The organism is Microbacterium rhizosphaerae, from assembly GCF_034120055.1.
GTDB classification, from domain to species: domain Bacteria; phylum Actinomycetota; class Actinomycetes; order Actinomycetales; family Microbacteriaceae; genus Microbacterium; species Microbacterium rhizosphaerae.
In genome coordinates this window covers 3,018,416-3,044,559 of record NZ_CP139368.1, presented here as the reverse complement: position 1 = coordinate 3,044,559, position 26,144 = coordinate 3,018,416, and the positions used below count along the sequence as shown (strand labels likewise).

26 protein-coding genes are annotated in these 26,144 nt (G+C 70.4%); 14 read left to right on the top strand and 12 right to left on the bottom strand.

Annotated features, from left to right (window positions below; translation table 11 throughout):
• Positions 1-6 precede the first annotated feature (6 nt).
• A complete protein-coding gene (locus SM116_RS13810) occupies positions 7-765 on the bottom strand; it encodes an SDR family oxidoreductase (protein ID WP_320941552.1) in 759 nt (252 codons plus the stop codon).
• 165 nt (positions 766-930) lie between these two features.
• Here SM116_RS13810 and SM116_RS13805 point away from each other — a divergent pair, with 165 nt between their 5' ends.
• A complete protein-coding gene (locus tag SM116_RS13805) occupies positions 931-2,448 on the top strand; it encodes a nucleobase:cation symporter-2 family protein (protein WP_320941551.1) in 1,518 nt (505 codons plus the stop codon).
• Positions 2,449-2,548: 100 nt separating this feature from the next.
• Complete coding sequence (gene aceE, locus SM116_RS13800) at positions 2,549-5,290, top strand: pyruvate dehydrogenase (acetyl-transferring), homodimeric type (RefSeq protein ID WP_320941550.1); 2,742 nt, start codon at positions 2,549-2,551, stop codon at positions 5,288-5,290.
• Between the two features lie 55 nt (positions 5,291-5,345).
• Here the strand turns inward: aceE and SM116_RS13795 are convergent, their stop codons facing one another.
• Positions 5,346-5,915, bottom strand: coding sequence for a nitroreductase family protein (locus SM116_RS13795; protein ID WP_320941549.1), 570 nt, complete (start codon positions 5,913-5,915; stop codon positions 5,346-5,348).
• Entirely contained in the window at positions 5,912-6,313 is a 402-nt protein-coding gene (gene msrB, locus SM116_RS13790) for a peptide-methionine (R)-S-oxide reductase MsrB (protein WP_320941548.1), read from the bottom strand. Before msrB ends, SM116_RS13795 begins: the two co-directional genes overlap by 4 nt.
• A gap of 105 nt (positions 6,314-6,418) precedes the next feature.
• Here msrB and SM116_RS13785 point away from each other — a divergent pair, with 105 nt between their 5' ends.
• From SM116_RS13785 to groL, 5 genes are all read left to right on the top strand, one after another.
• On the top strand, positions 6,419-7,402 hold the full coding sequence (locus tag SM116_RS13785) for a DUF2332 domain-containing protein (RefSeq protein WP_320941547.1): 984 nt from the start codon (positions 6,419-6,421) through the stop codon (positions 7,400-7,402).
• Positions 7,403-7,449: 47 nt separating this feature from the next.
• Entirely contained in the window at positions 7,450-7,698 is a 249-nt protein-coding gene (locus SM116_RS13780; protein WP_320941546.1) for a DUF3263 domain-containing protein, read from the top strand.
• Between the two features lie 49 nt (positions 7,699-7,747).
• Positions 7,748-8,320, top strand: coding sequence for a LytR C-terminal domain-containing protein (locus SM116_RS13775; protein WP_320941545.1), 573 nt, complete (start codon positions 7,748-7,750; stop codon positions 8,318-8,320).
• Positions 8,321-8,440: 120 nt separating this feature from the next.
• Positions 8,441-8,644, top strand: a complete 204-nt coding sequence (locus SM116_RS13770; RefSeq protein ID WP_320941544.1) for a cold-shock protein — start codon at positions 8,441-8,443, stop codon at positions 8,642-8,644.
• A gap of 137 nt (positions 8,645-8,781) precedes the next feature.
• Positions 8,782-10,401 carry a chaperonin GroEL gene (gene groL / locus SM116_RS13765; protein ID WP_320941543.1) on the top strand — a complete coding sequence of 540 codons (1,620 nt, stop codon included), beginning with the start codon at positions 8,782-8,784 and terminating at the stop codon, positions 10,399-10,401.
• A 70-nt stretch (positions 10,402-10,471) separates the two neighbouring features.
• Here the strand turns inward: groL and SM116_RS13760 are convergent, their stop codons facing one another.
• The 5 genes from SM116_RS13760 to SM116_RS13740 form a co-directional block, all read right to left on the bottom strand.
• Positions 10,472-10,756 carry a WXG100 family type VII secretion target gene (locus SM116_RS13760; protein ID WP_320941542.1) on the bottom strand — a complete coding sequence of 95 codons (285 nt, stop codon included), beginning with the start codon at positions 10,754-10,756 and terminating at the stop codon, positions 10,472-10,474.
• A gap of 120 nt (positions 10,757-10,876) precedes the next feature.
• Positions 10,877-12,595: a sensor histidine kinase gene (locus tag SM116_RS13755; protein ID WP_320941541.1), complete on the bottom strand. Its 1,719-nt coding sequence runs from the start codon at positions 12,593-12,595 to the stop codon at positions 10,877-10,879.
• 19 nt (positions 12,596-12,614) lie between these two features.
• Complete coding sequence (locus SM116_RS13750; protein WP_320941540.1) at positions 12,615-13,307, bottom strand: response regulator transcription factor; 693 nt, start codon at positions 13,305-13,307, stop codon at positions 12,615-12,617.
• A 67-nt stretch (positions 13,308-13,374) separates the two neighbouring features.
• Entirely contained in the window at positions 13,375-14,220 is an 846-nt protein-coding gene (locus SM116_RS13745; protein WP_320941539.1) for an NAD-dependent epimerase/dehydratase family protein, read from the bottom strand.
• Between the two features lie 43 nt (positions 14,221-14,263).
• Entirely contained in the window at positions 14,264-14,929 is a 666-nt protein-coding gene (locus tag SM116_RS13740) for a helix-turn-helix transcriptional regulator (protein WP_320941538.1), read from the bottom strand.
• Between the two features lie 104 nt (positions 14,930-15,033).
• On the opposite strand from SM116_RS13740, the gene folE reads away from it, so the two are divergent.
• From folE to SM116_RS13715, 5 genes are all read left to right on the top strand, one after another.
• Positions 15,034-15,624, top strand: coding sequence for a GTP cyclohydrolase I (folE, locus tag SM116_RS13735; RefSeq protein WP_320941537.1), 591 nt, complete (start codon positions 15,034-15,036; stop codon positions 15,622-15,624).
• Complete coding sequence (locus SM116_RS13730) at positions 15,621-16,841, top strand: NAD(P)/FAD-dependent oxidoreductase (protein ID WP_320941536.1); 1,221 nt, start codon at positions 15,621-15,623, stop codon at positions 16,839-16,841. The genes folE and SM116_RS13730 overlap by 4 nt, the downstream gene beginning before the upstream one ends.
• Positions 16,838-17,770: a dihydropteroate synthase gene (gene folP, locus SM116_RS13725; RefSeq protein ID WP_425563254.1), complete on the top strand. Its 933-nt coding sequence runs from the start codon at positions 16,838-16,840 to the stop codon at positions 17,768-17,770. The genes SM116_RS13730 and folP overlap by 4 nt, the downstream gene beginning before the upstream one ends.
• Positions 17,767-18,456, top strand: coding sequence for a dihydrofolate reductase family protein (locus SM116_RS13720; protein ID WP_320941535.1), 690 nt, complete (start codon positions 17,767-17,769; stop codon positions 18,454-18,456). Before folP ends, SM116_RS13720 begins: the two co-directional genes overlap by 4 nt.
• Before the next feature lie 162 nt (positions 18,457-18,618).
• Positions 18,619-20,466: a bifunctional metallophosphatase/5'-nucleotidase gene (locus SM116_RS13715; protein ID WP_320941534.1), complete on the top strand. Its 1,848-nt coding sequence runs from the start codon at positions 18,619-18,621 to the stop codon at positions 20,464-20,466.
• A gap of 78 nt (positions 20,467-20,544) precedes the next feature.
• On the opposite strand, the gene SM116_RS13710 is transcribed toward SM116_RS13715, so the two are convergent.
• The 3 genes from SM116_RS13710 to SM116_RS13700 form a co-directional block, all read right to left on the bottom strand.
• Positions 20,545-22,203, bottom strand: coding sequence for a DNA repair helicase XPB (locus SM116_RS13710; RefSeq protein WP_320941533.1), 1,659 nt, complete (start codon positions 22,201-22,203; stop codon positions 20,545-20,547).
• Between the two features lie 63 nt (positions 22,204-22,266).
• Positions 22,267-23,991, bottom strand: a complete 1,725-nt coding sequence (locus tag SM116_RS13705) for a helicase-associated domain-containing protein (RefSeq protein WP_320941532.1) — start codon at positions 23,989-23,991, stop codon at positions 22,267-22,269.
• Positions 23,992-24,009: 18 nt separating this feature from the next.
• The gene (locus SM116_RS13700) at positions 24,010-24,324 is read right to left on the bottom strand and encodes a multidrug ABC transporter ATPase (RefSeq protein ID WP_320941531.1); all 315 of its coding nucleotides are present in this window, start codon (positions 24,322-24,324) and stop codon (positions 24,010-24,012) included.
• A gap of 135 nt (positions 24,325-24,459) precedes the next feature.
• Between SM116_RS13700 and SM116_RS13695 the strand changes: the two genes are divergently transcribed.
• Positions 24,460-24,840, top strand: coding sequence for a cold-shock protein (locus SM116_RS13695; RefSeq protein WP_320941530.1), 381 nt, complete (start codon positions 24,460-24,462; stop codon positions 24,838-24,840).
• Positions 24,824-25,486, top strand: a complete 663-nt coding sequence (locus tag SM116_RS13690) for a DUF3027 domain-containing protein (protein WP_320941529.1) — start codon at positions 24,824-24,826, stop codon at positions 25,484-25,486. Before SM116_RS13695 ends, SM116_RS13690 begins: the two co-directional genes overlap by 17 nt.
• A gap of 6 nt (positions 25,487-25,492) precedes the next feature.
• Here SM116_RS13690 and SM116_RS13685 read toward each other — a convergent pair whose 3' ends face one another.
• Positions 25,493-26,143 carry a TetR/AcrR family transcriptional regulator gene (locus tag SM116_RS13685; protein ID WP_320941528.1) on the bottom strand — a complete coding sequence of 217 codons (651 nt, stop codon included), beginning with the start codon at positions 26,141-26,143 and terminating at the stop codon, positions 25,493-25,495.
• Position 26,144 lies beyond the last annotated feature (1 nt).

Sequence of the window (26,144 nt, the reverse complement as noted above, 5' to 3'; positions counted from 1 at the left end):
GCCGGCTCAGCCGCGTCCGTCGAAGGGCATGCCGGCCGCGGTGATCGTCAATGATCCGATCACGGCGTCGGGTGGCAGCTCGGCCATCAGGACGACCGCGCGCGCCGCGTCGGCGACGTCGAACACGGGCTCGGGACGGATGATGCCGTCGGGCTGCGTGAAGCCGCGGCCCTCGCCGAGGTCCGCGAGCAGGTCGGTCGCCGCGTTCCCGATGTCGATCTGTCCGCACGTGATGCCGAACGGCCGCCCGTCGAGCGCGATCGACCGCGTCAGCCCGGTCATCGCGTGCTTGGAGACGGCATACGCGACCGTCCGCGGGCGCGGACGGTGGGCGGCGATCGAGCCGTTGTTCAGGATGCGGCCTCCCTGCGGCGTCTGCGCCTTCATCGTGCGCACCGCCTCGGCGGCCACCCGCATCGCGCCGGTGACGTTGACCGCCATGGTGCGCTCCCACTCGACGAGGTCGATCTCGTCGACGGCGCCCGCGGGTCCGGGGACACCGGCGTTGTTGAAGACGACGTCGACCCGCCCGAAGCGCTCGACGACGGCGGCGAACAGGGCGCGCACGGAGTCGGCATCCGTCACGTCCGCGACGACGGGGAGGGCGAGCGGATGCTGCGCCCCGGCCTCGATCAGCGTTCCGAGCGTGCGGCCGGCCAAGGCGACGGCCCAGCCGGCATCGAGGAACGCCCGCGCCGTCGCGCGTCCGATGCCTGTACCGGCGCCGGTCACGACCGCCGTGCGGGGTGGTTCAACGCGTGTCATTCGGACTCCTCTGCATCAACCTCTTGACAAAAGGTATACCTAAACGACATCCTGAGATCACGAAACGGAAAGAAACTTCCGCCATGCGATATGACCGAACAACGGATCACCGTTCTGCTGACGAGGAGGTCTGCAATGAGGGCTGCGCGCAAGAAAGCGGCACAGATGAAAGCGCCGAAGGAGCGCCGCCCCGAAGACGAGAGGCTGCCCATCGGCACCTCCATCGCCTTCGGGCTCCAGCACGTCCTGACGATGTACGGGGGCATCATCGCCCCGCCGCTCATCATCGGCGCCGCGGCGGGCATGACGTCGGGCGAGATCGGACTCCTGATCGCCGCGTGCCTGTTCGTGGGCGGTCTCGCGACGCTGCTGCAGACGATCGGCATCCCCTTCTTCGGCGCCCAGCTGCCGCTGGTCCAGGGCGTCTCGTTCGCGGGCGTCGCGACGATGGTCTCGATCGTCCTCGGGGGCGGCGGCATCCAGGCGGTCTTCGGCGCGGTGATGGTCTCCGCGGCCATCGGTCTTCTGATCACCCCGATCTTCTCCAAGATCATCAGGTTCTTCCCGCCCGTCGTGACGGGCTCGGTCATCACGATGATCGGCCTCTCGCTCATCCCGGTCGCCGCGAACTGGGCGATGGGCGGCAACGCCAAGGCGCCCGACTACGGCAGCATGGCGAACATCGGGCTGGCGTTCCTGACACTGCTGATCGTGCTGCTGCTGAGCAAGGTGGGCAACGCCGCGATCTCGCGCCTGTCCGTGCTGCTCTCGATCGTGATCGGCACGCTCATCGCCGTTCCGCTCGGCATGGCGGACTTCTCGAAGGTCGGGGCGGGCCCGATCTTCGCCTTTCCGACCCCGTTCGCGTTCGGCCTGCCGACCTTCAGCCTCCCGGCGATCGTGTCGATGTTCATCGTCGTCCTCGTCATCCTGACCGAGACCACCGCCGACGTCCTCGCGGTCGGTGAGATCGTCGGCGCCAAGGTCGACGCGCGCCGCATCGGCAACGGCCTGCGCGCCGACATGCTCTCGAGCATCGTCTCGCCGGTCTTCAACTCGTTCTCGCAGAGCGCGTTCGCGCAGAACGTCGGGCTCGTCGCGATCACGAAGGTGAAGAGCCGGTTCGTGGTGACGGCCGGCGGTGCGATCCTCGTCATCCTCGGCCTGCTGCCGATCCTCGGGCGGGTGGTCGCGGCCGTCCCGATGTCGGTCCTCGGCGGAGCGGGCATCGTCCTGTTCGGCACCGTCGCGGCGAGCGGCATCCGCACCCTCTCCAAGGTCGAATACCGCGACAACATGAACCTCATCATCGTGGCGGCCTCCCTCGGTGTCGGCCTGCTGCCGGTCGTGGCGCCGCTGTTCTACCACGACTTCCCGGACTGGTTCTCGACCATCTTCCATTCGGGCATCAGCTCGACGGCCGTCGTCGCCATCCTTCTGAACATCCTGTTCAACCACATCACCGCGGGAAACTCGAAGGACCAGTCCGTGTTCGTCGCGGGCCCACCACGGCTCGTCCGCGAGGAGGAGCTGGAAGCCCTCGAGGACGGGGACTACTACGTCGGCGGCAAGCTCTTCGCCAGGGACGGGCAGGAGATCACCATCGTCCCCACGGGCTCGATGCCGACCATCAGCCCGGCGCGCGCCGCCGCGCACAAGCAGAACGGCCGGTCGCAGCCCTGAGCATGTCGAGCGTCGGGGGCGGCCGCGCGGCCGCCCCCGACGCATGAATCGAGTCGGGCGCCGCCTGCCGGCCGCCCGCGTCGTACGAGAAGGAGCATCCATGAACCTCGCCGAGACGCCGGGCGTGACGGTCGACGGACCCGACATCGACCCCGCCGAGACCGCGGAGTGGACCGAGTCCCTCGACCAGCTGATCGACGCCCACGGGACGCAGCGCGCGCAGTACATCGTGCGCCGCGTCATGCAGCGGGCGAGCGCCCGCAGCGTCGGACTGCCCATGGCGACGACGACGGACTACGTGAACACCATCCCGGTCGACCAGGAGCCGGAGTTCCCGGGCGACGAGCAGGTCGAGCGCCGGTACCGGGCATGGATGCGGTGGAACGCCGCCGTGATGGTCCATCGCGCGCAGCGCCCCGACATCGGCGTCGGCGGCCACATCTCGACCTTCGCCGGCGCCGCCACGCTCTACGAGGTCGGGTTCAACCACTTCTTCCGCGGCAAGGACCACCCGGGCGGCGGCGACCAGGTCTTCTTCCAGGGGCACGCGTCGCCCGGCATGTACGCGCGGGCGTTCCTCGAGGGCCGGCTGACCGAGCAGGACTTGGACGGCTTCCGCCAGGAGAAGTCCAAGGAGGGGCACGCTCTCTCGTCGTACCCGCATCCGCGTCTCATGCCGCAGTTCTGGGAGTTTCCGACCGTCTCGATGGGCATCGGGCCGATGAACGCGATCCACCAGGCCCAGACGAACCGGTACCTGCACAACCGCGGCATCAAAGACACCTCCGACCAGCACGTGTGGGCGTTCCTCGGCGATGGCGAGATGGACGAACCGGAGAGCCGCGGCCTGCTGCAGCTCGCGGCCAACGACCGGCTCGACAACCTGACGTTCGTGATCAACTGCAACCTGCAGCGTCTCGACGGGCCGGTGCGCGGCAACGGGAAGATCATGCAGGAGCTCGAGGCGTTCTTCCGCGGTGCGGGGTGGAACGTCATCAAAGTCGTGTGGGGCCGCGAATGGGACGACCTGCTCGGTCGCGATCGCGACGGCGCGCTCGTCGACCTCATGAACGCGACCCCGGATGGCGACTACCAGACGTTCAAGGCCGAATCGGGGGCGTTCATCCGGGAGAACTTCTTCGGCCGCACGCCGCAGACCGCCGCGCTCGTGGCCGGGTACAGCGATGAGCGGATCTGGAACCTGAAGCGCGGCGGCCACGACTACCGCAAGGTCTACGCGGCGTACAAGGCGGCGACCGAGCACGAAGGACAGCCGACCGTCGTCCTGGTCAAGACGGTGAAGGGCTACGGCCTGGGTGCGAACTTCGAGGCGCGCAACGCGACGCACCAGATGAAGAAGCTGACGCTCGACGACCTCAAGGCGTTCCGCGATCTGCTCCGCATCCCGGTCACGGATGCCCAGCTCGAGGCCGACCCGTACCGGCCGCCGTACTTCCACCCCGGTTCCGATGCGCCGGAGATCCGCTACTTGCTCGACCGGCGGCGCGCACTCGGCGGTGCGGTGCCCTCGCGACGCGCGACGCACACCCCGCTGACGCTGCCGGGGGATGCCGCGTACCACGTGGCGCGTCGCGGCTCGGGCACCCAGCAGGCGGCCACCACCATGGCGTTCGTGCGCCTGCTGCGCGACCTCATGCGCGACGGGGCACGGGACCCGCACGGGATCGGCCCGCGGATCGTGCCCATCATCCCCGACGAGGCCCGGACGTTCGGGATGGACTCGTTCTTCCCGACGGCGCGGATCTACAACCCGAACGGCCAGAACTACACGTCCGTCGACCGCGAACTGCTCCTCGCGTACAAGGAGAGCGCGGCGGGCCAGATCCTGCACGCGGGCATCAACGAGGCGGGCTCGGTGGCGGCCTTCACCTCGACCGGCACGGCGTATGCGACGCACGGCGAGCCGCTGATCCCGGTCTACGTCTTCTACTCGATGTTCGGCTTCCAGCGCACCGGCGACTCGTTCTGGGCGGCGGCCGACCAGATGACCCGCGGATTCATCATCGGTGCGACGGCGGGTCGTACCACGCTGACCGGCGAGGGGCTGCAGCACGCGGACGGGCACTCGCCGCTGCTCGCCTCGACCAACCCGGCCGTGGTGACCTACGACCCCGCGTACGGGTACGAGATCGGGCACATCGTGCGTTCGGGCCTCGAGCGCATGTACGGGGGCGAGCATCCCGATCCGAACGTCATGTACTACCTCACGCTCTACAACGAGCCGATCGTGCAGCCGGCCGAGCCGGAGGGGGTCGACGTGGAAGGCATCGTGCGCGGCATCCATCGGATCGTCGACCGCACCGGAAGCGGCATCGCGGCGCACCTCCTCGCCTCCGGGGTCGCGGTCCCGTGGGCGATCGAGGCGCGCCGCATCCTCGCCGAGGAGTGGGGCGTGGATGCCGACGTGTGGTCGGTCACGTCCTGGACCGAGCTGCGCCGCGACGGCATCGCGGCCGAGGAGGAGGCCTTCCTCCACCCGGAGCGGCCCGCGCGCCCGCCGTTCGTCGCCGAGCGGCTCGCGGGCTCGCACGGGCCGATCGTCGCCGTCAGCGACTACATGCACGCGGTGCCCGACCAGATCCGGCAGTTCGTGCCGAACGACTTCGCGTCGCTCGGCGCCGACGGCTTCGGGTTCTCGGACACGCGCGCCGCCGCTCGCCGGCACTTCAAGATCGATGTGCAGTCGATCGTGGTCCGCACGCTCCAGCTGCTCGCGCGGCGGGGCGACGTGCCGGTGGATGCGCCGGCCCGGGCCGCCCAGCGCTATCGGCTGCTCGATGTCACGGCGGGGACGACCGGCACGGCAGGCGGCGACTCCTGAGCCGGGAGAGCCCGGTCGCCCAGGCCGGGCTCTCGCCGTCAGCCGCCGCGCGGCCTCAACGCGGCATGCGGGAGAGGTGGGACTCGGCATCCACCGGCGTCCGACGCGCGGGACGATCCCGCTCGGGCTTGCCGCCGACGTACAGCCAGCCCAGGAGACGCTCGCTCTTGCGCAGGCCGTGCGCCTCGGCGACAGCCTTCGCGCGCGTGTAGTGGCCGGTGCGCCAGATGACACCCCACCCCGCCTCGTCGAGCAGCAGGCTGAGCGTGTGCGCGACACCCGCAGCCACGGCCTCCTGCTCCCAGCGCGGCACCTTGTCGCTCTTGCGGAAACTCGCCACGACCGCGATGAGCAGCGGCGCGCGCAGCGGCTTGGGAGAGGAGCCGCCCTCTCCGTTCGCCGTGCTGATCGCACGGCCGAGGCGCTCGCGGTCGTCGCCGCGCAGCTCGATGAGCCGCCACGGGGCGAGCGACGAGTGATCCGCGACCCTTCCGGCGGCGGCCACGAACTCGACGAGCTGCGCATGGCTGGGCGCGTCGTCGGTCACCTTGGACCACGAACGACGCTCCCGCACCGCGTCGAGGGCCGGGGCGCCGACGCGGGCCGCGGGAGCGGGGTGCGTCACGACTCGGGCGTGAACTCGAGGGCGAGGGAGTTCATGCAGTACCGGTCGCCGGTGGGCGTGCCGAACCCGTCGGGGAACACGTGGCCCAGGTGCGAGCCGCAGTTCGCGCAGCGCACCTCGGTGCGCGTCATCCCGTGGGTGCGGTCCTCGATGAGTTCGACGGCCTCCGGCCGCACCGACTCGTAGAAGCTCGGCCACCCGCAGTGCGAGTCGAACTTCGTCCCGCTCTGGAAGAGCTCGGCGCCGCAGGCGGCGCAGGTGTAGAAGCCGTCGCGGCTCTCGTCGAGCAGCTCCCCGGTCCACGGGCGCTCGGTCGCCGCCTCGCGCAGCACCGCGAACTGCTCAGGTGAGAGCTCCTCGCGCCACTGCGCGTCGGACTTGGTCACGTCGTAGGTCATGGCAATCCCTTCAGCCATAGCCATTCAACCCGAGCCGGCCGGGGAGTGTTCCGAGAATCCCGCCGCGTGCTCGACGCCGCGCGCGCTGCCGCGAGAATGGAGACGATGAGCGAGGTGGATGCGGTCGCCGAACGGTATGCGCGGTTCGCCCGCGACGAGGCGCCGGGGCGCTCCGCGCTGTATGCCGCCTGGGCGGCGGCCGTGGCATCCGATCCTGCCCTCGCCGCCGTGCTCGCCCGCATCCCGGCCACTCGGCGCCAGCCGCCGCTCGTGTTCGCCGTCGCGCGCCTGCTCGGCGCGCCCGAGGCCGACACGACCGCGTGGCCGGGCTGGCTCCTCGCGCACGCGGACGCCGTCGTCGACGAGTGCCGGCGCCGCAGCGTCCAGACGAACGAGCCGCTGCGGTGCGCCGCGCTGCTGCCGGCGCTCTCGCTGGTCGAGGGACCGATCGCGCTGCTCGAGGTCGGTGCGAGCGCGGGGCTGTGCCTGTATCCCGACCGATATGCGTACAGCTTCCGGCTCGACGACGGCGACGTGATCGCCCTCGAGCCGCCGGGCGGTGCGACGGTCGTCCTCTCATCGCGGCTGCGCGGCGAGGGCCGCCCCGCGCTGCGCCTGCCCGAGGTGGTGTGGCGGGCCGGCATCGACCTCTCGCCGCTGGACGCGCGGGATGCCGACGACCGCCGCTGGCTGGAGACGCTCGTCTGGCCGGGCGAGGCGGGCAGGGCGGACCGCATCCGCGATGCCCTCGACATCGCGGCGAACGAGCCGCCGCTGCTGATCGCCGGCGACGCCGCGGAGATCCTCCGCGAGGTGGCCGCGCAGGCTCCCGCGGATGCGACCCTCGTCGTGACGACCCCGGGCGTGCTCGCGCACGTCCCCTTCGCCGGCCGCCGCCGGATCATCGCGGCTGCGCGGGCCGCGGGTCGCTGGATCACGTTGGACGCGCCCGCCCTGCACGACGGGTGGAGCGCGCCCATCGACCCGACGGACTGGCCGTCCGACGCCTTCGCGCTGGCGCTCGACGGCGATGTGCTGGCGGGTGTCGATCCTCTCGGCGGATTCGTCGAGTGGCGAGTCGGGGGATAGCGGCGCGCGCTACCGAGGTGCGCGCATCCCGCGGCTACCGTGTGGGGATGCCCCTCTCCGACCGGGATCGCGAACTGCTGGCTTTCGAGGCCTCCTGGCAGCGTCACGGCGGGGCGAAGGAGGAGGCGATCCGCACCGAGCTGGACCTGACACCGGCGCGGTACTACCAGTTGCTCGGCCGCCTCATCGAGTCGGCCGACGCGCTCGCCCACGACCCGCTGCTGGTCAAGCGACTGCGCCGGCTGCGGGATGCGAGGCGCGACACCCGTGCCGCCCGCGTGGGCGGCGTGGGCTGACGGGCCTCCCTCCGCGCGTCGTCATCGGCCGTTCGGTTAGCATCATGGGATGCCGAATCCGAGCCAGCCGCGGGACCGCTTCGACTCGCTCCCCGACGACACCGGCCGGGTAGGGGCGCACCGGGCGGAGAACCCGCACATGAGCGGATGGCTCGTCTTCACGTGGGCCGCGGTGGCGACGGTCGTCCTGGTGGGCGCGGGGATCTTCGGCACGCTCGTCGCCTCGGGCAAGATCAGCCTCGGGCCCTCTCCGTCGCCGACGGTCGTCGCCGCCCCCGTAGCGACCCCCGTGATCGACCCGTCGTACACGGTGCTCGTGCTCAACGCCACCGGACAGGCCGGGCTCGCCGCGTCGGTCAAGCAGCAGGTGGTCGCCGCGGGCTGGAAGCCCGAGAACGTCCAGGCCGGGGATGCCGGCACCACCGGGTTCGAGAAGACGACCGTGTACTACGCGCTCCCGGCAGACGAGGGCCCCGCCCGCGGTCTCGCGCAGGCGCTCGGCGGCGCGCAGGTCGCGCAGAGCGCCGCGTACCAGCCCGCGAACGACGCGGAGGCGAAGCAGCTGACGGTGGTCGTCGGCACCGATCGGACGTCGGGCGCGAAGGCCAGTCCCTCGAAGTAGCGCCCATTGTTTCGGGCCTGTGAACAGTTGGGTTCGAGCGCGTCAACAAAGCGCGGATCGGCGGATTCCGGCATCCGCGCGCTCATACGATGAACGGGTTCTGCCAGCAAGGAGAAGCGCATGACCCAGGGCACCGTGAAGTGGTTCAACGCCGAGAAGGGGTATGGATTCATCACCATCCCCGACGGCCAGGACGTGTTCGTCCATTACTCCAACATCGAGATGAGCGGCTATCGCGTGCTCGAGGAGGGGCAGGCGGTCGAGTTCTCGGTGGGCTCCGGTCAGCGCGGTCCGCAGGCCGAGGCGGTGCGCGTCGTCGCCTGACGGACCGTGAGTCGCCGTGTGGCGTGCAGCCCGGCGTTGGCTTGCACTCGGAGGGGTCGAGTGCCAGAATGAGGTTTAGCACTCGCGTTCTGGGAGTGCTAAATCGCAAGCCACCGTCCGGGAGGGACGACACACACATGGCAAAGATCATCGCTTTCGATGAGGAGGCCCGTCGCGGCCTCGAGCGCGGCCTGAACACCCTGGCCGACGCGGTCAAGGTGACCCTGGGACCGCGCGGCCGCAACGTCGTGCTGGAGAAGAAGTGGGGCGCCCCCACGATCACGAACGACGGCGTCTCGATCGCCAAGGAGATCGAACTCGACGAGCCGTACGAGAAGATCGGCGCAGAGCTGGTCAAGGAGGTCGCGAAGAAGACCGACGACGTGGCCGGTGACGGAACCACGACCGCCACGGTCCTGGCTCAGGCGCTCGTGCGCGAGGGTCTGCGCAACGTCGCGGCCGGCGCCGACCCGATCTCGCTCAAGCGGGGCATCGAGAAGGCCGTCGCGGCCATCACCGCCGAGCTGCTGGCGAGCGCCAAGGAGGTCACCTCCAAGGAGGAGATCGCCGCCACGGCTTCGATCTCGGCTGCTGACCCCACGATCGGCGAGCTCATCGCCGAGGCGATCGACAAGGTCGGCAAGGAGGGCGTCGTCACCGTCGAGGAGTCGCAGACCTTCGGCACCGAGCTCGAGCTCACCGAGGGCATGCGTTTCGACAAGGGCTTCATCAACCCCTACTTCGTCACGGACCCCGACCGCCAGGAGGCGGTGTTCGAGGACCCGTACATCCTCATCGCCAACTCGAAGATCTCGAACATCAAGGACCTGCTCCCGGTCGTCGACAAGGTGATCCAGGACGGCAAGGAGCTCGTCATCATCGCCGAGGACGTCGAGGGCGAGGCGCTCGCGACTCTCGTGCTCAACAAGATCCGCGGCATCTTCAAGTCGGTCGCCGTCAAGGCTCCCGGCTTCGGCGACCGCCGCAAGGCGCAGCTGCAGGACATCGCGATCCTCACGGGCGGCCAGGTCATCAGCGAGGAGGTCGGTCTCAAGCTCGAGAACACGACCCTCGACCTGCTGGGCCGGGCGCGCAAGGTCATCATCACCAAGGACGAGACCACCATCGTCGAGGGTGCCGGTGAGCCCGCGCAGATCGAGGGTCGCGTGACCCAGATCCGCCGCGAGATCGAGAACACCGACAGCGACTACGACCGCGAGAAGCTCCAGGAGCGCCTCGCCAAGCTCGCCGGCGGCGTGGCCGTCATCAAGGCGGGTGCGGCGACGGAGGTCGAGCTCAAGGAGCGCAAGCACCGCATCGAGGACGCCGTCCGCAACGCGAAGGCGGCTGTGGAGGAGGGCATCGTCGCCGGTGGTGGCGTCGCGCTCATCCAGTCCGGCAAGAAGGCCCTCGACGCTCTCGAGCTCACGGGCGACGAGGCGACCGGTGCCAACATCGTGCGTGTCGCGATCGAGGCCCCGCTCAAGCAGATCGCGCTCAACGCGGGCATGGAGCCCGGCGTCGTCGCGAACAGGGTCGCCGAGCTGCCGATCGGCCACGGTCTGAACGCCGCGACCGGCGAGTACGGCGACATGTTCGCGCAGGGCATCATCGACCCTGCCAAGGTCACCCGCTCGGCTCTGCAGAACGCGGCGTCGATCGCGGGCCTGTTCCTGACGACCGAGGCGGTCGTCGCGGACAAGCCGGAGAAGGCCTCGGCCATGCCGTCCGACCCGACCGGTGGCATGGACTTCTGATCCATCGCGCACGGATGCCCCGACCCTTTGGGTCGGGGCATCCGTCGTTTCCGGGCGCGTCGGGCCGCATCTACCGGAACAGCCCGACGGCCGCCTGCTCGGTGTCGGCGTACTGCCGCCCGGCGGCGGCGAGTGCCTGCGTGATGGCGGCGAGGGATGTCTCGACCTGACGCTGCGTGATGCGCCACTGATCGATGACGTCCTGGAAGGCCGCTGCGGCGACACCGGTCCACGACCCCTGCAGCTGTGTGAGCTGCGCGAGCATCGCCGAGGCCTCGGCCTCGAGACGGTCGGCGGTGCCGCGAGCGGCGGTGGTGGCGGCGAGCACCTGCTCGCTGTCGACGGAGAAGATCATTTCCGGGCTCCTTCACGGTGGGATGCAGTGCCCCCACGCTAAGCGGCGGGGATGCGGCATCCGCCTTGCCGGGCCCGCCCCCGGGGAGGAGCGCTGCAGCCGTCCCGCCGGGGAGGAGACTCAGGCGCCGTCGGCTGCAGGCTGCGTGACCGGCTGGGTCACGGGCTGCGTCTCGAGCTCGAGGTTGGCCTCCCGGGAGACGGGCGCGAGCGGCAGCGACACCCGGAACGTCGCACCGCCGCCGGGGGTGTCGTCGACCGACACGGTGCCGTGCAGCGTCTCGACGATCGACGCCACGATCGACAGACCCAGTCCCGAGCCGCCCGTCTCGCGCGTGCGCGAGGTGTCGGCGCGCCAGAAGCGCTGGAAGATCTGCTCCCGGATCTGCTCGGGGACGCCGTCGCCGTGGTCGATCACCTCGATCCAGCCCATGCCGGCCGCCGCATCCACGCCCACGCGCAGGCCGAGGGGAGAGTCGTCGGCGCTGTAGCGTCGGGCGTTGCCGAGGAGGTTCGCGACGACCTGGCGCACCTGGTTCTCGTCGGCGAGCACGATCGGCTCCTGCGACGGCGCGACGCGGCCGGCGGGCTCGGGGGCGAGCGGTGTCGGGCGAGACCGGCGGCGCAGGCGCGACAGTGTGGCGCCGGCGCGCGAACGGGCCGTGACGCCACGGGGAGGCACCGTGGGGATCTCACCGGATTCGCTCGCGCGGAATTCGGGGGATGCCGCATCCGCCGTCGTCGAATCCATCACGGTGACGACACGCGCGGGGGAGGTCGCGTGGACGTCCATCGCGGCGTCGCGGGCGATCGGCCGCAGATCGACGGGGGCGATGACGACGTCGCGCTTCTCGTCCAGGCGGGCGAGCGCGAGGAGGTCCTCGACGAGGACGCCCATCCGGATCGCCTCCTTCTCGATGCGCTCCATCGCCTGCCCGGTGGCCTCTTCGCCCTCGATGGCGCCGATGCGGTACAGCTCCGCATAGCCGCGGACGGTGACGAGCGGCGTGCGCAGCTCATGGCTCGCGTCGCCGATGAATCGCCGCATCTGGCGCACCGAGGAATCCCGTTGCGAGATCGCGTCGTCGACGTGGACGAGCATCGCGTTGAACGCGATCTTGAGGCGGCCGACCTCCGTCGTGCTGGGCTCGATATCGGTGAGGCGTTGACTGAAGTCTCCCGCGGCGATCGAGTCCGCGGCGGCCTCCACCTGCCCGAGACTTCGGAAGGTGAGCGTCACGAGCCATCGCGTCGCCAGGGCGCCCGCGATGAGGATCACGAAGGCGAGCAGCGTGTAGATCCCGAGGTACGTGGTCAGCACCTTGGCGACCGGTGCCGTCGGAAGGGCGACGAGCTGGGTGTACAGCGTGCGGGAGTCCACGATCGGCTGCGGCGCGACCATCGCCATGTAGGCGGCCCCGCCCGAGGAGTTCTCGAGCATGAACGGCTGCAGCTGGGTGATCAGCGCCTTGCCGACCGGGTAGGTCTCCGGGAACACGGGAGGAGGTGCGCCGTTGCCGCCTGCCGTGATCTCCAGCTTGCCCTGAGCGTCGTAGAGCGCCACGAAGTACTCTGTGGCCACCGCCGAGGGATTCTGGGAGAACGTCGGCGGATTGACGCCCGTGTTGACGGAGACGAGGGGCGAGGTGACGTTCGTGCGGGCGAGGGGCAGCAGCGACGACGCGATGCCGTCCAGCAGCGAGCTGCGCAGGAAGATCAGGGTGCCGATGCCCGCGACGAGCAGACCGATGGCGAGGATGCCGACTGTGACCCCGGTGACCTTGGCGCGCAGGCTGATGCCGCGCCACCCGCGGGTGACCGCATCCGGCCCGGCAGCCACCGATTCCGCTCCCAAGGTCTCAGGCGGTCTTGCCCGCCTTCAGCATGTAGCCGAAGCCGCGCTTCGTCTGGATGAGCGGCTCGGTCGACAGGGGATCGATCTTACGTCGCAGATATGAGATGTAACTCTCGACGATGCCTGCATCGCCGTTGAAGTCGTACTCCCACACGTGGTCGAGGATCTGCGCCTTCGACAGCACGCGGTTCGGGTTCAGCATCAGGTAGCGCAGCAGCTTGAACTCGGTGGGGCTGAGGTCGATGGAGGCGTCGCCGACGAAGACGTCGTGCGTGTCCTGGTCCATCGTCAGCTCGCCAGCGCGGATGACCGACTCCTCGTCGGCCTGCATCGTGCGGCGCAGGATCGCCTGGATGCGGGCGACGATCTCGTCGAGGCTGAACGGCTTCGTGACGTAGTCGTCGCCGCCCGCGTTCAGGCCTGCGACCTTGTCCTCGGTGTCGTCCTTCGCCGTGAGGAAGAGGATGGGAGCTGTATAGCCGGCCCCGCGCAGCCGCTTGGTCACGCTGAACCCGTTCATGTCGGGCAGCATGACGTCGAGGATGATGAGGTCAGGCTCCTCCTCCAGGACGGCGGAGATCGTCTGAGCGCCGTTGGATACGGCGCGAACCTGATAGCCGGCGAATCGCAGGCTGGTGATCAGCAGGTCGCGGATGTTCGGTTCATCGTCGACGACGAGGATGCGCGGAGCGGTCATGGACCCAATATGCCAGGTCCGGGCGGAAGAAGGGGCGATCCGCGCCGCGCGATGGACGACGACGCCGTCAGCGCTCGTCGCGCCAGGAGTGCCGCGGCGCGTAGCCGAGGAGGCGACGGGCTTTGCCGATCGACAGCAGGGTGTCGTTCGTACCGAGGTCGCCCTTCACCGGCACGTCCGGGAAGACCTCCGCGACGAGCTCGGCGTTGGGCCGGGACATGACCGTGTCGGCGGCCGCGATGATGTACGCCCCGAATCCGGGGATGGCGGCATCCAGCGCCCGCTCGATCGCCTGTGCGCCGTCGCGGGCGTCGATGTAGCCCCACAGGTTCCACTTGCGCAGGAGAGCGTCGGAATCGTACGAGGGGAAGGCGTCGTAGTCCTCGGGCCACATGACGTTCGAGAACCGCAGCGCGGTGATCGAGAGGTCGGGGTGCCACCGTACGAGCTCGGTCGCCATGCGCTCCTCGAGCACCTTCACGAGCGAGTAGACCGACTCGGGCCGCGGCGGGTAGTCCTCGTCGACCGGGATGTACGGCGGCGGCACGTCGAACGGAAGACCCAGCACCGTCTCGCTCGAGGCGTAGACGATGCGACGGATGCCGAGCCGGATCGCGGCCCACATCGCGTTGAAGGTCGACGGCATGTTGTTGTGGAACGTGGCCACGTCGGGACGGATGCCGGGTGCGGGGATCGCCGCGAGGTGCACGAGGGCGTCGAAGCCGTCGTGCTGGTCGTTCACCGCGGTGAGGGCGTCGACGACCTGGCCGTAGTCGGTGAGGTCGACCTGCACGAAGCCCGGTCCGCGCCGGCCCACGGCATCCAACCCGGTGACCTCATGGCCTGCCGCACGGAGTTCGCGGACGACGACGGACCCGAGTTTTCCGGACGAACCGGTGACGGCGATGCGCATGCGTCCACTCTCTCATCGCTGGAGCGCGCGCAGGGCCGCGGGCTCAGGACGCAGGGGTGCGCGCGGCGCGGATCGCCACGCAGCAATGTGCCGGCCGCGGGTCGAGCACCGGCGTCCGCTCGTCGCCGGCGCCTGCCGCCATCCCCTCGACGAGCGACAGGTTGGCGGTGCAGATGAGGTCGGTGTAGCGCTGGGCGAGCGCGTGGAACGGGCAGTTCTCGAGCGTCAGGCCGCCCGCCCCGTCGTCGCGCGGCTCGAAGCCGCACGTCGTGAGGGCGTCCTCGAGATCGGCGGATGCGGCGCCCACCCGCGCCCCCGCCCGGCGCGCCACCGGGCCCAGCGCGCGGCGCACCGTCGTCCCGTCGGCGTCCGCGCGGTCGGCGGCAGCCGCCAGCAGCTCGCCGGCGAGCTCGTAGTGGCGCTCGGGGAGCGATCCGATGAGCTCATCCGACGCCGGCGTGTAGACGTGCGCGGGACGGCCCGCTCCCGGTCCGCTCCGACCGGCCGCGCGCCTGCTGTCGACCTCGAGGACGCCCGCCTCGACCAGGCGGCCGAGATGGAACGCGACGGTGCTGCGCGGGATGCCGAGCGCCTCCGCGGCGGCGTCGCGGGTCAGCGGCTCGTCGGACTCGGAGGCGAGGCGGTACAGCCGCCGGCGGACCGGATCGCCGAGGGCGCCGATCGCATCGAGGTCGTTCCGGGGTCGCATACTCGGAGTGTAGCACTCTAAAAACAAGATACTTGACAAAAGCTGCGGATCGGCCTAGCGTCAGGCAGACGGCAGGAGTCTTGGAACGGACGAGAGGACGCGACATGACCATACCGACCGCTCTGCACGCGCTGGAAGACGACCCCGTCGACCGCGATCGCGCCGAAGCGGCCGTCGCCGAGCTCCTCTCGGCGCTCGGTCACGACATCGCCCGCGAGCACTTGAGCGAGACGCCGCGGCGGGTGGTGGAGGGCCTCCTCGAGCTCACGACGCCCGAGCCGTTCGCGATGACCACCTTCGCCAACGACACCGGCTACGACGACCTCGTGGTGGTGCGCGGCATCCGGTTCACGTCCCTGTGCGCCCATCACCTCCTGCCGTTCCGCGGCGAGGCCGACGTCGCCTACCTGCCGGGCGACCGGCTCGTCGGCCTCTCGAAGCTCGCCCGGGTCGTCGACCGCTTCGCGCGGGGCCTGCAGGTGCAGGAGAGCCTGACGACGCAGATCGCCGACGAGCTCGACTCGGTCCTCGCGCCGCGCGGCGTGGGGGTCGTCCTGCGAGCGGAGCACCTGTGCATGTCGATCCGCGGCGTGCGCGCGGCGGAGTCGATCACCGAGACCACCGCGTTCCGCGGCGCGCTGCTGACGGATGGCGGGCTGCGCCGGAGGATCCTGGACGAGGGGAGAAGATCGTGACACATCTGGTCATCGTCGGCGGCGGGCTGGCCGCCGCATCCGCTGCGGAGACCCTGCGTGAGGAGGGGTTCGACGGCGACGTCACCATCGTCGCCGACGAGCCGCATCCGCCGTACCAGCGCCCGCCGCTGTCCAAGGGCTACCTGCAGGGCGAAGAGGGGCTGGATGCCGTCATCCTGCACCCCGTCGAGTGGTACGGCGAGAACGACATCGCGCTGCGCACAGCGACAGCCGCCATCAGCCTCGATCCCGCCGAGCATCGGCTCGGGCTCGCCGGCGGCGAGACGCTGACCTACGATGCGGTGCTCCTGGCAACCGGAGCGAGCCCGCGGCGGCTGCCCATCGCCGGCGCCAACCTGCCGGGCGTGATGACGCTGCGCCGACTCGACGACTCGAATGCGCTCGCGGAGCAGCTGCGCGGCGGCGGGAAGCGCCTCGTGCTCATCGGCTCCGGCTGGATCGGGCTCGAGGTGGCGGCGAGCGCGCGCGAGCTCGGCAACGAGGTCACGGTGCTCGAACGCGATCCGGTTCCGCTGTCCGCCGCCCTCGGCACCGAGCTCGGCGAGATCTTCGGCCGCATGCATCGGGAGCACGGCGTCGACCTGCGCATGTCGGTGAACGTGGAGCGCGTCGTCGGCGAGGCCCGCGCGGACGGCGTCGTCGTCGACGGTGAGACCGTCCCCGCCGACCTCGTGCTCGTGGGCGTCGGGGCGGTGCCGAACACCGGACTCGCCGAGGCCGCGGGCCTCGAGGTGCAGAACGGCATCCTCGTCGGCTCGAATCTGCGCACGAGCGCACCCGATGTCTTCGCCGCCGGCGACGTCGCGAACGCCTACCATCCCGTCATCCAGCAGCACCTCCGCAGCGAGCACTGGGCCAATGCGCTCAATGCGGGCCCCGTCGCCGCGCGGTCGATGCTCGGACAGAATGCGGTGTTCGACCACATCCCGTACTTCTACACCGATCAGTACGACCTCGGCATGGAGCTCTCGGGATATCCGCCGCTCATGTCGCAGGCGCAGCTCGTCATCCGCGGCGATCTCGACACCCGCGAGTTCATCGCGTTCTGGGTCGACGACGAGCGCGTGGTGGGCGGCATGAACGTCAACGTGTGGGACGTCAACGAGACCGTGCAGGAGCTCATCCGCTCGGGCAAGAGGGTGGATGCCGCCGCCCTCGTCGATCCGTCCGTGCCGCTCGAGACGCTGGTCGCATGACGGGTCCCGCGACCTCTCCTGTCGCCGTCGGCGACCCGTGGGATGCCGAACCCGCCCTCGTGCTGCGCGCCGGCGGCGGGCGCGAACTCGATCTCACGCGCCACATCGCCGTCATGGCGATCGTGAACCGCACGCCCGACTCGTTCTACGACCGCGGGGCGACGTTCGCACTCGATGCCGCCGTGGCCGCCGGCGTGACGGCGTTCGAAGCGGGCGCCGAGATCGTCGACGTCGGCGGGGTGAAGTTCGCCCCGGGGCCGCCCGTCCCCGTGGCGGAGGAGTGCGCGCGCGTCATCCCGGTGGTCCGTGCGCTCGCGCCGCGGGGACTCGTCAGCGTGGACACGTTCCACCCCGAGGTCGCCGAAGCGGCGATCGAGGCCGGGGCGGCGATCATCAACGACACGACCGGCGTGCGCGATCCGCGGATGGCCGATGTCGTCGCGGCCGGGGAGGCCGCGCTCATCGTGGCGCACAGCCGCGCGGTCCCGCGCACCCAGCTGCCTCAGCCGCAGTACGACGACGTCGTGGCGGAGGTCGCGGAGTTCCTGCGTGCGCAGGTCGCGCTCGCGGTGGCACGCGGGGTGGCGGAGGATCGCATCGTCGTCGATCCCGGACACGACCTCAACAAGAACACGCTGCATTCGCTGGAGCTCACGCGCCGGCTCGGGGAGCTCGCATCCCTCGGTCATCCGCTGCTCGTCGCCCTGTCGAACAAGGACTTCATCGGCGAGAGCCTCGACCGCGAGCGCGGCGACCGTCTCGCCGGGTCGCTCGCCGCCGCCGTCTGGTGCGCGTCGCAGGGCGCCCGCATCGTCCGGGCCCACAACGTGCGCGAGACGGTCGATGCGATGCGCATGGTCGAGGCGATCCAGGGATGGCGTGAGCCCGCGTATCTCCTCCACAACATGCGGCCGGAGGGCAGCGAGTGACCGACCTCCGCGAGGCGTACCAGGTGCCGGCGGGGGACGGACCGCACGTGCGCATGAACATGGTCATGAGCCTCGACGGCGCCGCGACCGTCGGCGGCCGGAGCGGCGGACTCGGCGATGACGCGGACGTCGCCACGATGCAGGCGCTGCGCGCGAACGCCGACGTCGTGCTCGTCGGCGTCGGCACGGTCGCCGTCGAGGGGTACGGCGGGATGCGCGTCTCCGACGACGACGCGGCATGGCGCCGGTCGCGCGGCCTCAGCGCGCAGCCGAGGATCGCCGTGCTCTCCGGCGGGGCGAGCATCGCGCCCGAGCATCCCGTGTTCGCACAGGCGATCACGCGGCCGATCGTCCTGGTCTCGAGCGAGGCGGATCCGCAGCGCGTGGCGGGCCTCGCCGAGGTCGCCGACGTCATCGGGACGGCTGACCTGGTCGACGCCGTCCAGCAGCTGGCGAAAGCCGTCGGGCGCCGCATCCTGTGCGAGGGCGGTCCCACCGTCTTCGGTGCTCTCATCGAGGCCGATCTCGTGGACGAGCTCTGCCTGACGCTCAGCCCGAAGCTCATCGCGGGATCCGCGCCGCGCGTGGCGCACGGACCGAACGAGAGCGTGCGCGCGCTGGCTCTGGCCGACGTGCGGCGCGTCGGGGACGAGCTGTTCCTGCGCTACATCCGTCCCGCGCGGTGAATCGCAACGCGCTGTTCATCGGGCATCCGCAAATCTCCTCTGTCGCCGTCACCCACCGTCGGTTATGTTTTTCCTGAATGCGCCATAAGAGGTGCATGAACGCGGCGAGCCACCCTGCTCGCAGAAGGAGATGAGTCTGTGCGCACACGCAAGACATCGGCCATGAGACTGGCCGGAGCCGCTGTCGTCGCGGCCACCGCGGTCGCCCTCGCGGTGGCCGGACCGGGTTCGCCCGCGACGGCGGCCCCGCAGGCGCCGAGCACGCCGAACGGCCCGACGATGGACATCCAGCTGCTGTCGTTCAACGACTTCCACGGCAACCTGGAGGCGCCGACCGGATCCAGCGGCCGGCTGATCACGGGACACGCCCTCCCGTCGGGCGCGACCAAGCCCACCGACATCACCACCGACGCGCTGACACCGCCCGGTGTCGGCGGCGTGGAGTATCTCGCCACGCACCTCGCGCAGGCGCGCGTCGGTCACCCGTACTCTCTCACCGTCGCCGCGGGCGACCTCATCGGCGCCTCGCCGCTGCTGTCGGGCGCATTCCACGACGAGCCGACGATCCTCGCCATGAACGCCCTCAAGCTCGACGCATCCGCCGTCGGCAACCACGAGTTCGACGAGGGTTACCAGGAGCTGCAGCGCATGGCGAACGGCGGCTGCATCGACGACGGCGACGGCATGAACAACCAGAACTCGTGCCCCTCCGGCTCGTTCCCGGGCGCGAGCTTCGACTACCTCGCCGCCAACGTCTTCAAGGCCGGCACGAACGAGACGATCCTCCCCGCCTACACGATCAAGAACATCAAGGGCGCCAAGATCGGCTTCATCGGCATGACGCTGAAGGACACACCGTCCATCGTGACGGCGTCGGGCGTCGCGGGCCTGGAGTTCACGGACGAGGTCGCCACGGCGAACGCGCTCGTGCCGGTGCTCAAGGCCCAGGGCGTCAACGCGATCATCGTGCTCATCCACCAGGGCGGCACGCCGGGTCAGCAGACCTGGTACGGCCCGGACAACAAGCCCTACACGGTGAACCCGTCGTACGACGCCGCGTGCGCGAACGACGCGCAGCTCGACCCGACGAGCCCGATCATCCCCATCGCGAAGGGGCTCGACCCGGCGATCGACATGGTGATCTCCGGGCACACCCACCAGCCGTACGTGTGCGACATCAAGGATCCGGCGGGCAACGACCGCATGGTGACGTCGGCGTCGTCGTTCGGCCGCCTGTTCACCGACACCACCCTCACGTACGACCGCCGCACGCAGGACATCGTGCGCACGTCGGTCAAGAGCGAGAACGTGCTCGTCACCCGCAACGTCGAGAAGGACCCGGCGGAGACGGCGATCATCAACCAGTACAACGAGCTGGTCAAGCCGATCGCGAGCAAGGTGATCGGGCACATCACGACGGACGTCACCCGCACCGCGAACGCGGGCGGGGAGACGCCACTGGGCGACCTCATCGCCGACGCGCAGCTGAGCGACCCGAGCGTCGTCGGATCGTTCGCCAAGCCGGTGATCGCGCTGATGAACCCGGGCGGCGTGCGCGCCGACCTGACGTTCTCGTCGTCCAAGTGGGGCGAGGCGCCCGGAGACGTGACCTTCGAGGAGGCGTTCACCGTGCAGCCCTTCAACAACTACCTGGTCTCGCTCGATCTCACGGGAGCGCAGATCAAGCAGCTGCTGGTCGAGCAGCGGACCGGCAAGAACGCGGGCTCGCAGAGCAAGGTGCTGCAAGTGAGCGCCGGCTTCACCTACACCTACTCGGCGGCGACCGGTCAGTACAGCGCGGTGGCGCTGAACGGGCAGCCGCTCGTCGACGGTGACACGTACCGGGTCGTGACGAACAACTTCCTGGCCGGCGGCGGGGACAACTTCGGCTCCTTCCTCGGCGCGAAGAACGTCTACTACGGCGGACTCGACATCGATGCGTTCGCCGCCTACCTGTCGGCACACAGCCCGTACACGCCGGGCTCGCTGAACCGCATCAGCGTCAACTGAGCGAACAGCGAACTGCGAACGGCCCGGCGCTCACTCGCCGGGCCGTTCGTCACGCCGTCAGAAGGCCGACCGCCGGCGTCACGCGGCGATGCCCTCGGCGTCGAGGATCGTGTAGGCGTATCCCTGCTCGGCGAGGAACCGCTGGCGGTTCTGCGCGAAATCCTGGTCGACGGTGTCGCGGGCGATGAGCGTGTAGAAGCTCGCGGTGTGGTTCGACTGCTTGGGACGCAGCAGGCGTCCGAGTCGCTGCGCCTCCTCCTGGCGGGAGCCGAACGACCCCGACACCTGGATGGCGACGGATGCCTCGGGCAGGTCGATGGAGAAGTTCGCGACCTTCGACACGACGAGCACCTCGACCGTGCCCTCGCGGAACGCCTGGTACAGTCGCTCGCGCTCGTCCACGGGGGTGGCGCCGGTGATCTTCGGAGCGTCGAGCGCCTCGGCGAGGACGTCGATCTGGTCGAGGTACTGCCCGATGACGAGGATCTGCTCGCCCTTGTGCCGCTCGACGAGACGCCGGACGACGCCGATCTTCGCCGGCGCCGTGGCGGCGAGCCGGTAGCGCTCGTCGTCGGCTGCGGCCGCGTACTCCAGCCGATCGCCGTCCGGAAGGTCGACGCGCACCTCGTAGCAGACGGCGGGGGAGATGAAGCCCTGCGCCTCGATCTCCTTCCAGGGCGCGTCGAACCGCTTGGGCCCGATGAGGCTGAAGACGTCGCCCTCGCGGCCGTCCTCGCGCACGAGCGTGGCGGTGAGACCGAGGCGCCGCCGCGCCTGCAGGTCGGCGGTGAGCTTGAACACGGGCGCCGGCAGAAGATGCACCTCGTCGTAGACGACCAGGCCCCAGTCGAGGGCATCGAGCAGGGCGAGGTGGGCGTACTCTCCTTTCCGCTTCGCGGTCAGGATCTGGTAGGTCGCGATCGTGACCGGCTTGATCTCCTTCGTCTGCCCGGAGTACTCGCCGATCTCCTCCGGCGTCAGCGACGTGCGCTTGAGCAGCTCGTCGCGCCACTGCCGCGCGCTCACGGTGTTGGTGACGAGGATGAGCGTCGTGGTCTTCGTGTCGGCCATCGCTGCGGCGCCCACGAGCGTCTTGCCGGCGCCGCAGGGGAGCACCACGACACCTGAGCCGCCCTCGGTGAAGATGTCGACGGCCTTGCGCTGGTACGGGCGCAGATGCCACCCGTCCTCATCCAGATCGATGGGATGCGGGGTCCCCGGCGTGTAGCCCGCGAGATCCTCCGCCGGCCATCCGATCTTCAGCAGCTCCTGCTTGATCGCGCCGCGTGCCCACGCATCCACGACGAAAGTGTCGGGGGAGGGGTGCCCGATGAGCAGGGGCTGGATCCGCTTGTTCTTCGAGACCTCGGTCAGGACCGCGGCATCCGTCGATCGCAGGACCAGCTCGCCGCCGGAGCCGTCCTCGTTCTTGGGAAGGCGCTCGATGACGAGCCGGCCGTAACGGTTCACGGTTTCGCGGATGTCGATCGAGACCGAGGGCGGGACCGGGAAACGCGACCAGCGGTCCAGAGTCGCGAGCATGTCTGCGGCGTCATGACCCGCGGCGCGGGCGTTCCACAGCCCCAGCCGCGTGATGCGGTAGGTGTGGATGTGCTCGGGAGCCCGCTCGAGCTCGGCGAAGATCGCCAGCTCGTGCCGCGCGCTCTCGGCATCCGGGTGCGCCACCTCGAGCAGCACGGTTCGGTCGCTCTGCACGATCAGCGGTCCGTCAGCCATAGCGTTCGAGTTTACCGGGGGCCGAGGCGACAGGCTCGCGCGGGCCCGGGATCCTCGCCGGGATCAGCGGCCGGGAGCCTCGGCGATGGGCGCGAGGCGGACGGCGGCGATGCTCGACACCGGCAGTGTGCGCTCGACGTCGGCCGCGCGATCGAGTCCGCGGAAGCGCCCGCCGCCGAGGCCCGAGGCCTCCATCGTCAGTGCGCGCGTCGAGCCGTCCGGCAGGCGGACGTCGACCGTGACGACGGCGCGCGAGCGCACGGCCTGTTCCAGTTCGCGCTCGAGCCAGGCGGCATCCGATTCCGTGTCCGCGCTCGCGCGCAGCACGATCACGAGGCCGGCGTGCGCCGTCGGCTCGGCCGCCGCATCCGGCAGCAGCGCGCGACGGCGCCGCAGCGGCTCGGGGCGGCCATCGGGATCGAGCGCGACGACCGGATAGCGGGCGTCGGTCAGCGTCCAGTAGACGGCGTCGCGCGGTACGCGCGTCTCGAGTCCGCCGCTCGCCTCGACCAGGCCGATGGAGCGCACGGACTGATCGACGGCGAGCGCGCGCAGGAGCGTGTCGTCCTCGCTGTCGACTCGTGTCCGGCCGGTGGTCTCGTCCACCCCGACGCGCACCAGCCCGTGGCGCGCCGCGGCGCGCTCGACGAGATAGGCGAGCGGCTGGGGGATGCCGGTCAGTGAGATGTCCTCCAGGAAACCCCGGATCGAGTCCTCGGTCTCGCCTCCGGCGACCGCGGCGCCGACCGTCTCCTCGGTGAAGCGGTACGTGGAGGCCTGGGCCCGGGATTCGCGCGCGGCCATGCCGCGCAGGCGCAAGTCGAGGTCCGACCGCAGCGGCCCGGGCGCGATCGCCGTGAGGTCGGCCTGCAGGTAGATCCTGTCGATCTCCGCGGGCAGCAGCGATGCCAGCGCGGCGGTGTCCGGAGCTCCGTCGAGGCGCAGAGCCGTCGCCCATGTCGGCTCGTCGTCTCCGATCCGCAGACCCCATCGCTGGGCTCTGCGCCCGAGCGCGGCCGCACGGCTCGGCCACGTCGGGTCGAGCGGATACGTGCTCTCCCACGCCGCGTACGGCAGGTAGCCGTGCGCAGCGCGGACGCCGCGCGGCAGGTTCGCCGCGAACGCGCGGGCGACGGCATCCCACCGCTCGAGAGCCGGCAGCGAGAGCCAGCGCTCCCCGTGCTCCGTGACGCGCCACTCCCGATCGGTGGGCCGCAGCAGGCCGCTCTCCGCCCCGAGCGCCAGCAGATCGTCGAGCGCGTCGCCGTCGTCGACCACGTGGTTCTCGACGAGGGCACGACGGTCGGCGGCGCTGACCGTCCCCGCCGCTGTCGTCGATACGGGCGCGTCGAGGCTCGCAGCCACGATGTCGGTGAGGGCGGTGAGCGACCGGAAGATCCGCTCGGCGGCGGCAGCCGCATCCCTCTCCGAGGCCGGCCTCGGATCGGGCGCGGGAGCATCCGGCTCGAACGCGTCGGGATGCGCCGACCGCGCCTCGGCGACCCGTGCGGCGACGGACACATAGGGCGTCCCGTCCGGCCGGGTCAGGGCGCGGGACGTCAGATCGGGCGCACCGCCGGCGGCGAGGGACACGAGCTCCGCGCGCGGCAGGGCGGCGAGGGCCCGGTCGATGGATGCCGGATCCAGCAGGCCTTCTGCCACGTCGAAGAAGTCGTGCCACGGCGCCGATGGCGCCACGCTGCGCAGGCGGAAGAGCTCCTCCAGTGCGGCGTCATCCCGCCCGGAGAGCCAGGTGGCGAGCGCGCGTGAGTCGGTCGTGTCGTTCACGTCGCCGCGCCCGCCCTCTCACCGACCCGCGCGGGAGCCGCCCGAGGCGCCGCCGGCCTTGTTGGCGCGCGCACGGCGCACGAAGCTCATCACGAGCAGCACGACGATCAGGACGAACGCGATCGGCAGGGCGATCAGCGGCATCACGATGATCGTCGGCCACAGGCCCTGCGAGAAGTCCACGACGCCGGCGGGCCGCGCGAGGATCACGGCGAAGAAGCACACGATCGAGAGCACGGTCAGCCCGAGCGCCATGAACGCGAGGATGCGGTCTATCCGCCGGACCGGGAGGTCTGCGCCGCCCTGTCCCTTGTCGCCGGTGCCAGTGCTCATCCGAATCAGCCTACCCCGCCCGGCGATGCGTCGACGGCCGTCGGGGTGCCCGGTGCCGTAGGCTGGGGGTTCCCCCGGGGGACGCCCCCCACCCGGTTATGCCCGCACGTCGGGCCGACACGAGCGAGGTTTCGCATGCCCACCGGCAAGGTCAGGTTCTACGACGACGAGAAGGGGTTCGGCTTCATCACTTCGGATGACGGTCAGGACGTCTTCCTGCACGCCACCGCCCTGCCCGCCGGTTCGGTCGTGAAGACCGGCGCGCGTGTCGAGTTCGGCGTCGCCGACGGCAAGCGCGGCCCGCAGGCGCTGTCGGTGCGGGTGCTCGAGGCTCCGGTGAGTCTCGCCAAGCGCTCCCGCCCCTCGGCCGACGACATGGCGGTCATCGTGGAGGACCTCGTCAAGCTGCTCGACGGCATCGGCGGCGACCTGCGTCGCGGTCGCTACCCCAACAGCGGCCAGGCGAAGAAGATCGCGGCGGTGCTGCGCAAGGTCGCGGATGACTTCGAAGCCTGACTCCGACGTGCCGGACGAGCGCCTGCTCGCGGCGCACGATCTCGCGCTGTCGGCACTGCACGAGATCACCCCTGCGGAGACGGTCGGGGATGCCGCGGGTTATTCGCTCGAGGACGACGGTGTGGTGTCGCTGCGCTTCGCGAACCGGCTCGCCGGCTACCCCGGCTGGTTCTGGACCGTGAGCCTCGCGCGCATCGAGGACGACGAGCCGACCGTGCTCGAGGTCGAGCTTCTCCCGGGCGAGGACGCGCTGCTCGCGCCGGACTGGGTGCCGTGGGCCGAGCGGCTCGCGGATTACCAGGCACAGCAGGCGATCCTCGAGGCGGAGCGCGCCGCAGCGGGCGTCGACGAGGAGTCCGATGATGACGCGGACGTCGACGATCTGGACGACGACGAGGACGATCTGGATGCGGACGACGCGGACGACGCGGGCATGCATGTGCACGGCGGCGATATCGACGGCGTGGACATCGATCTCGTGGCCGATGACGACGAGTCGGACGAGGACGACGATGGGTCGGACGAGGACGAGTCGGACGACGACGACGATGGGTCGGACGAGGACGAGGACGACGGCTCCGAGGAGGACGGTTCCGAGGAGGACGACGACGACGTCGACGCGATGTCCGCCCCCGAAGAGGCCTGACGCTCCTCAGTCCGCCGAGCGGGGAAACGGCGGTGCGGTGCGCCCGCTGCGCAGACGATCGACGAGTTCGTCGATGAGTCGGCCGATGGCGCGCGGCATATCGACGCTCTGCTGATCGAGCAGCCACTGCACCTGCAGACCGTCCATCGCCGCCACGAGCGTCGCGGCGGCGTCGCGCACCTCCGGGTCGCCGGCATCCCTCTCGCAGACGTCCGCGAAGACGTCCGCGATCTTGTCGCGAAGACCCGTGAACCGGTCGCGGAAGTACGCCTGGGCCGGGTGGCCCGCTGTGACCGATTCGGCCGACAGGACGGAGTAGGTCTGGACGACACCGGGCCGTGAGGTGTTCGCGACCACGGTGTCGAGGAGGTGTCCGAGGAAGGCCGGGCCGTCCGTCTGCGCGCGCCCGGGCACGCCCGCAGCCTCCTCGCCGTCGCGGTACTGGAGGACCGCGATGAGCAGGCTCTCCTTGCTGCCGAAGTGGTGCAGCACCCCGGCGTGCGTCATCCCGGCCTGCTCGGCGACCTCGACGAGCGCGCCCTTGTTGTAGCCGCGCGCACCGAAGACGTTCGTCGCCGCTTCGAGCACGGCCCGCCGTCGCTCGAGGGTGCGCATCTGCTGCTTCGTCTGGCGCGGGACGGCGTCGTCATCGGCCATG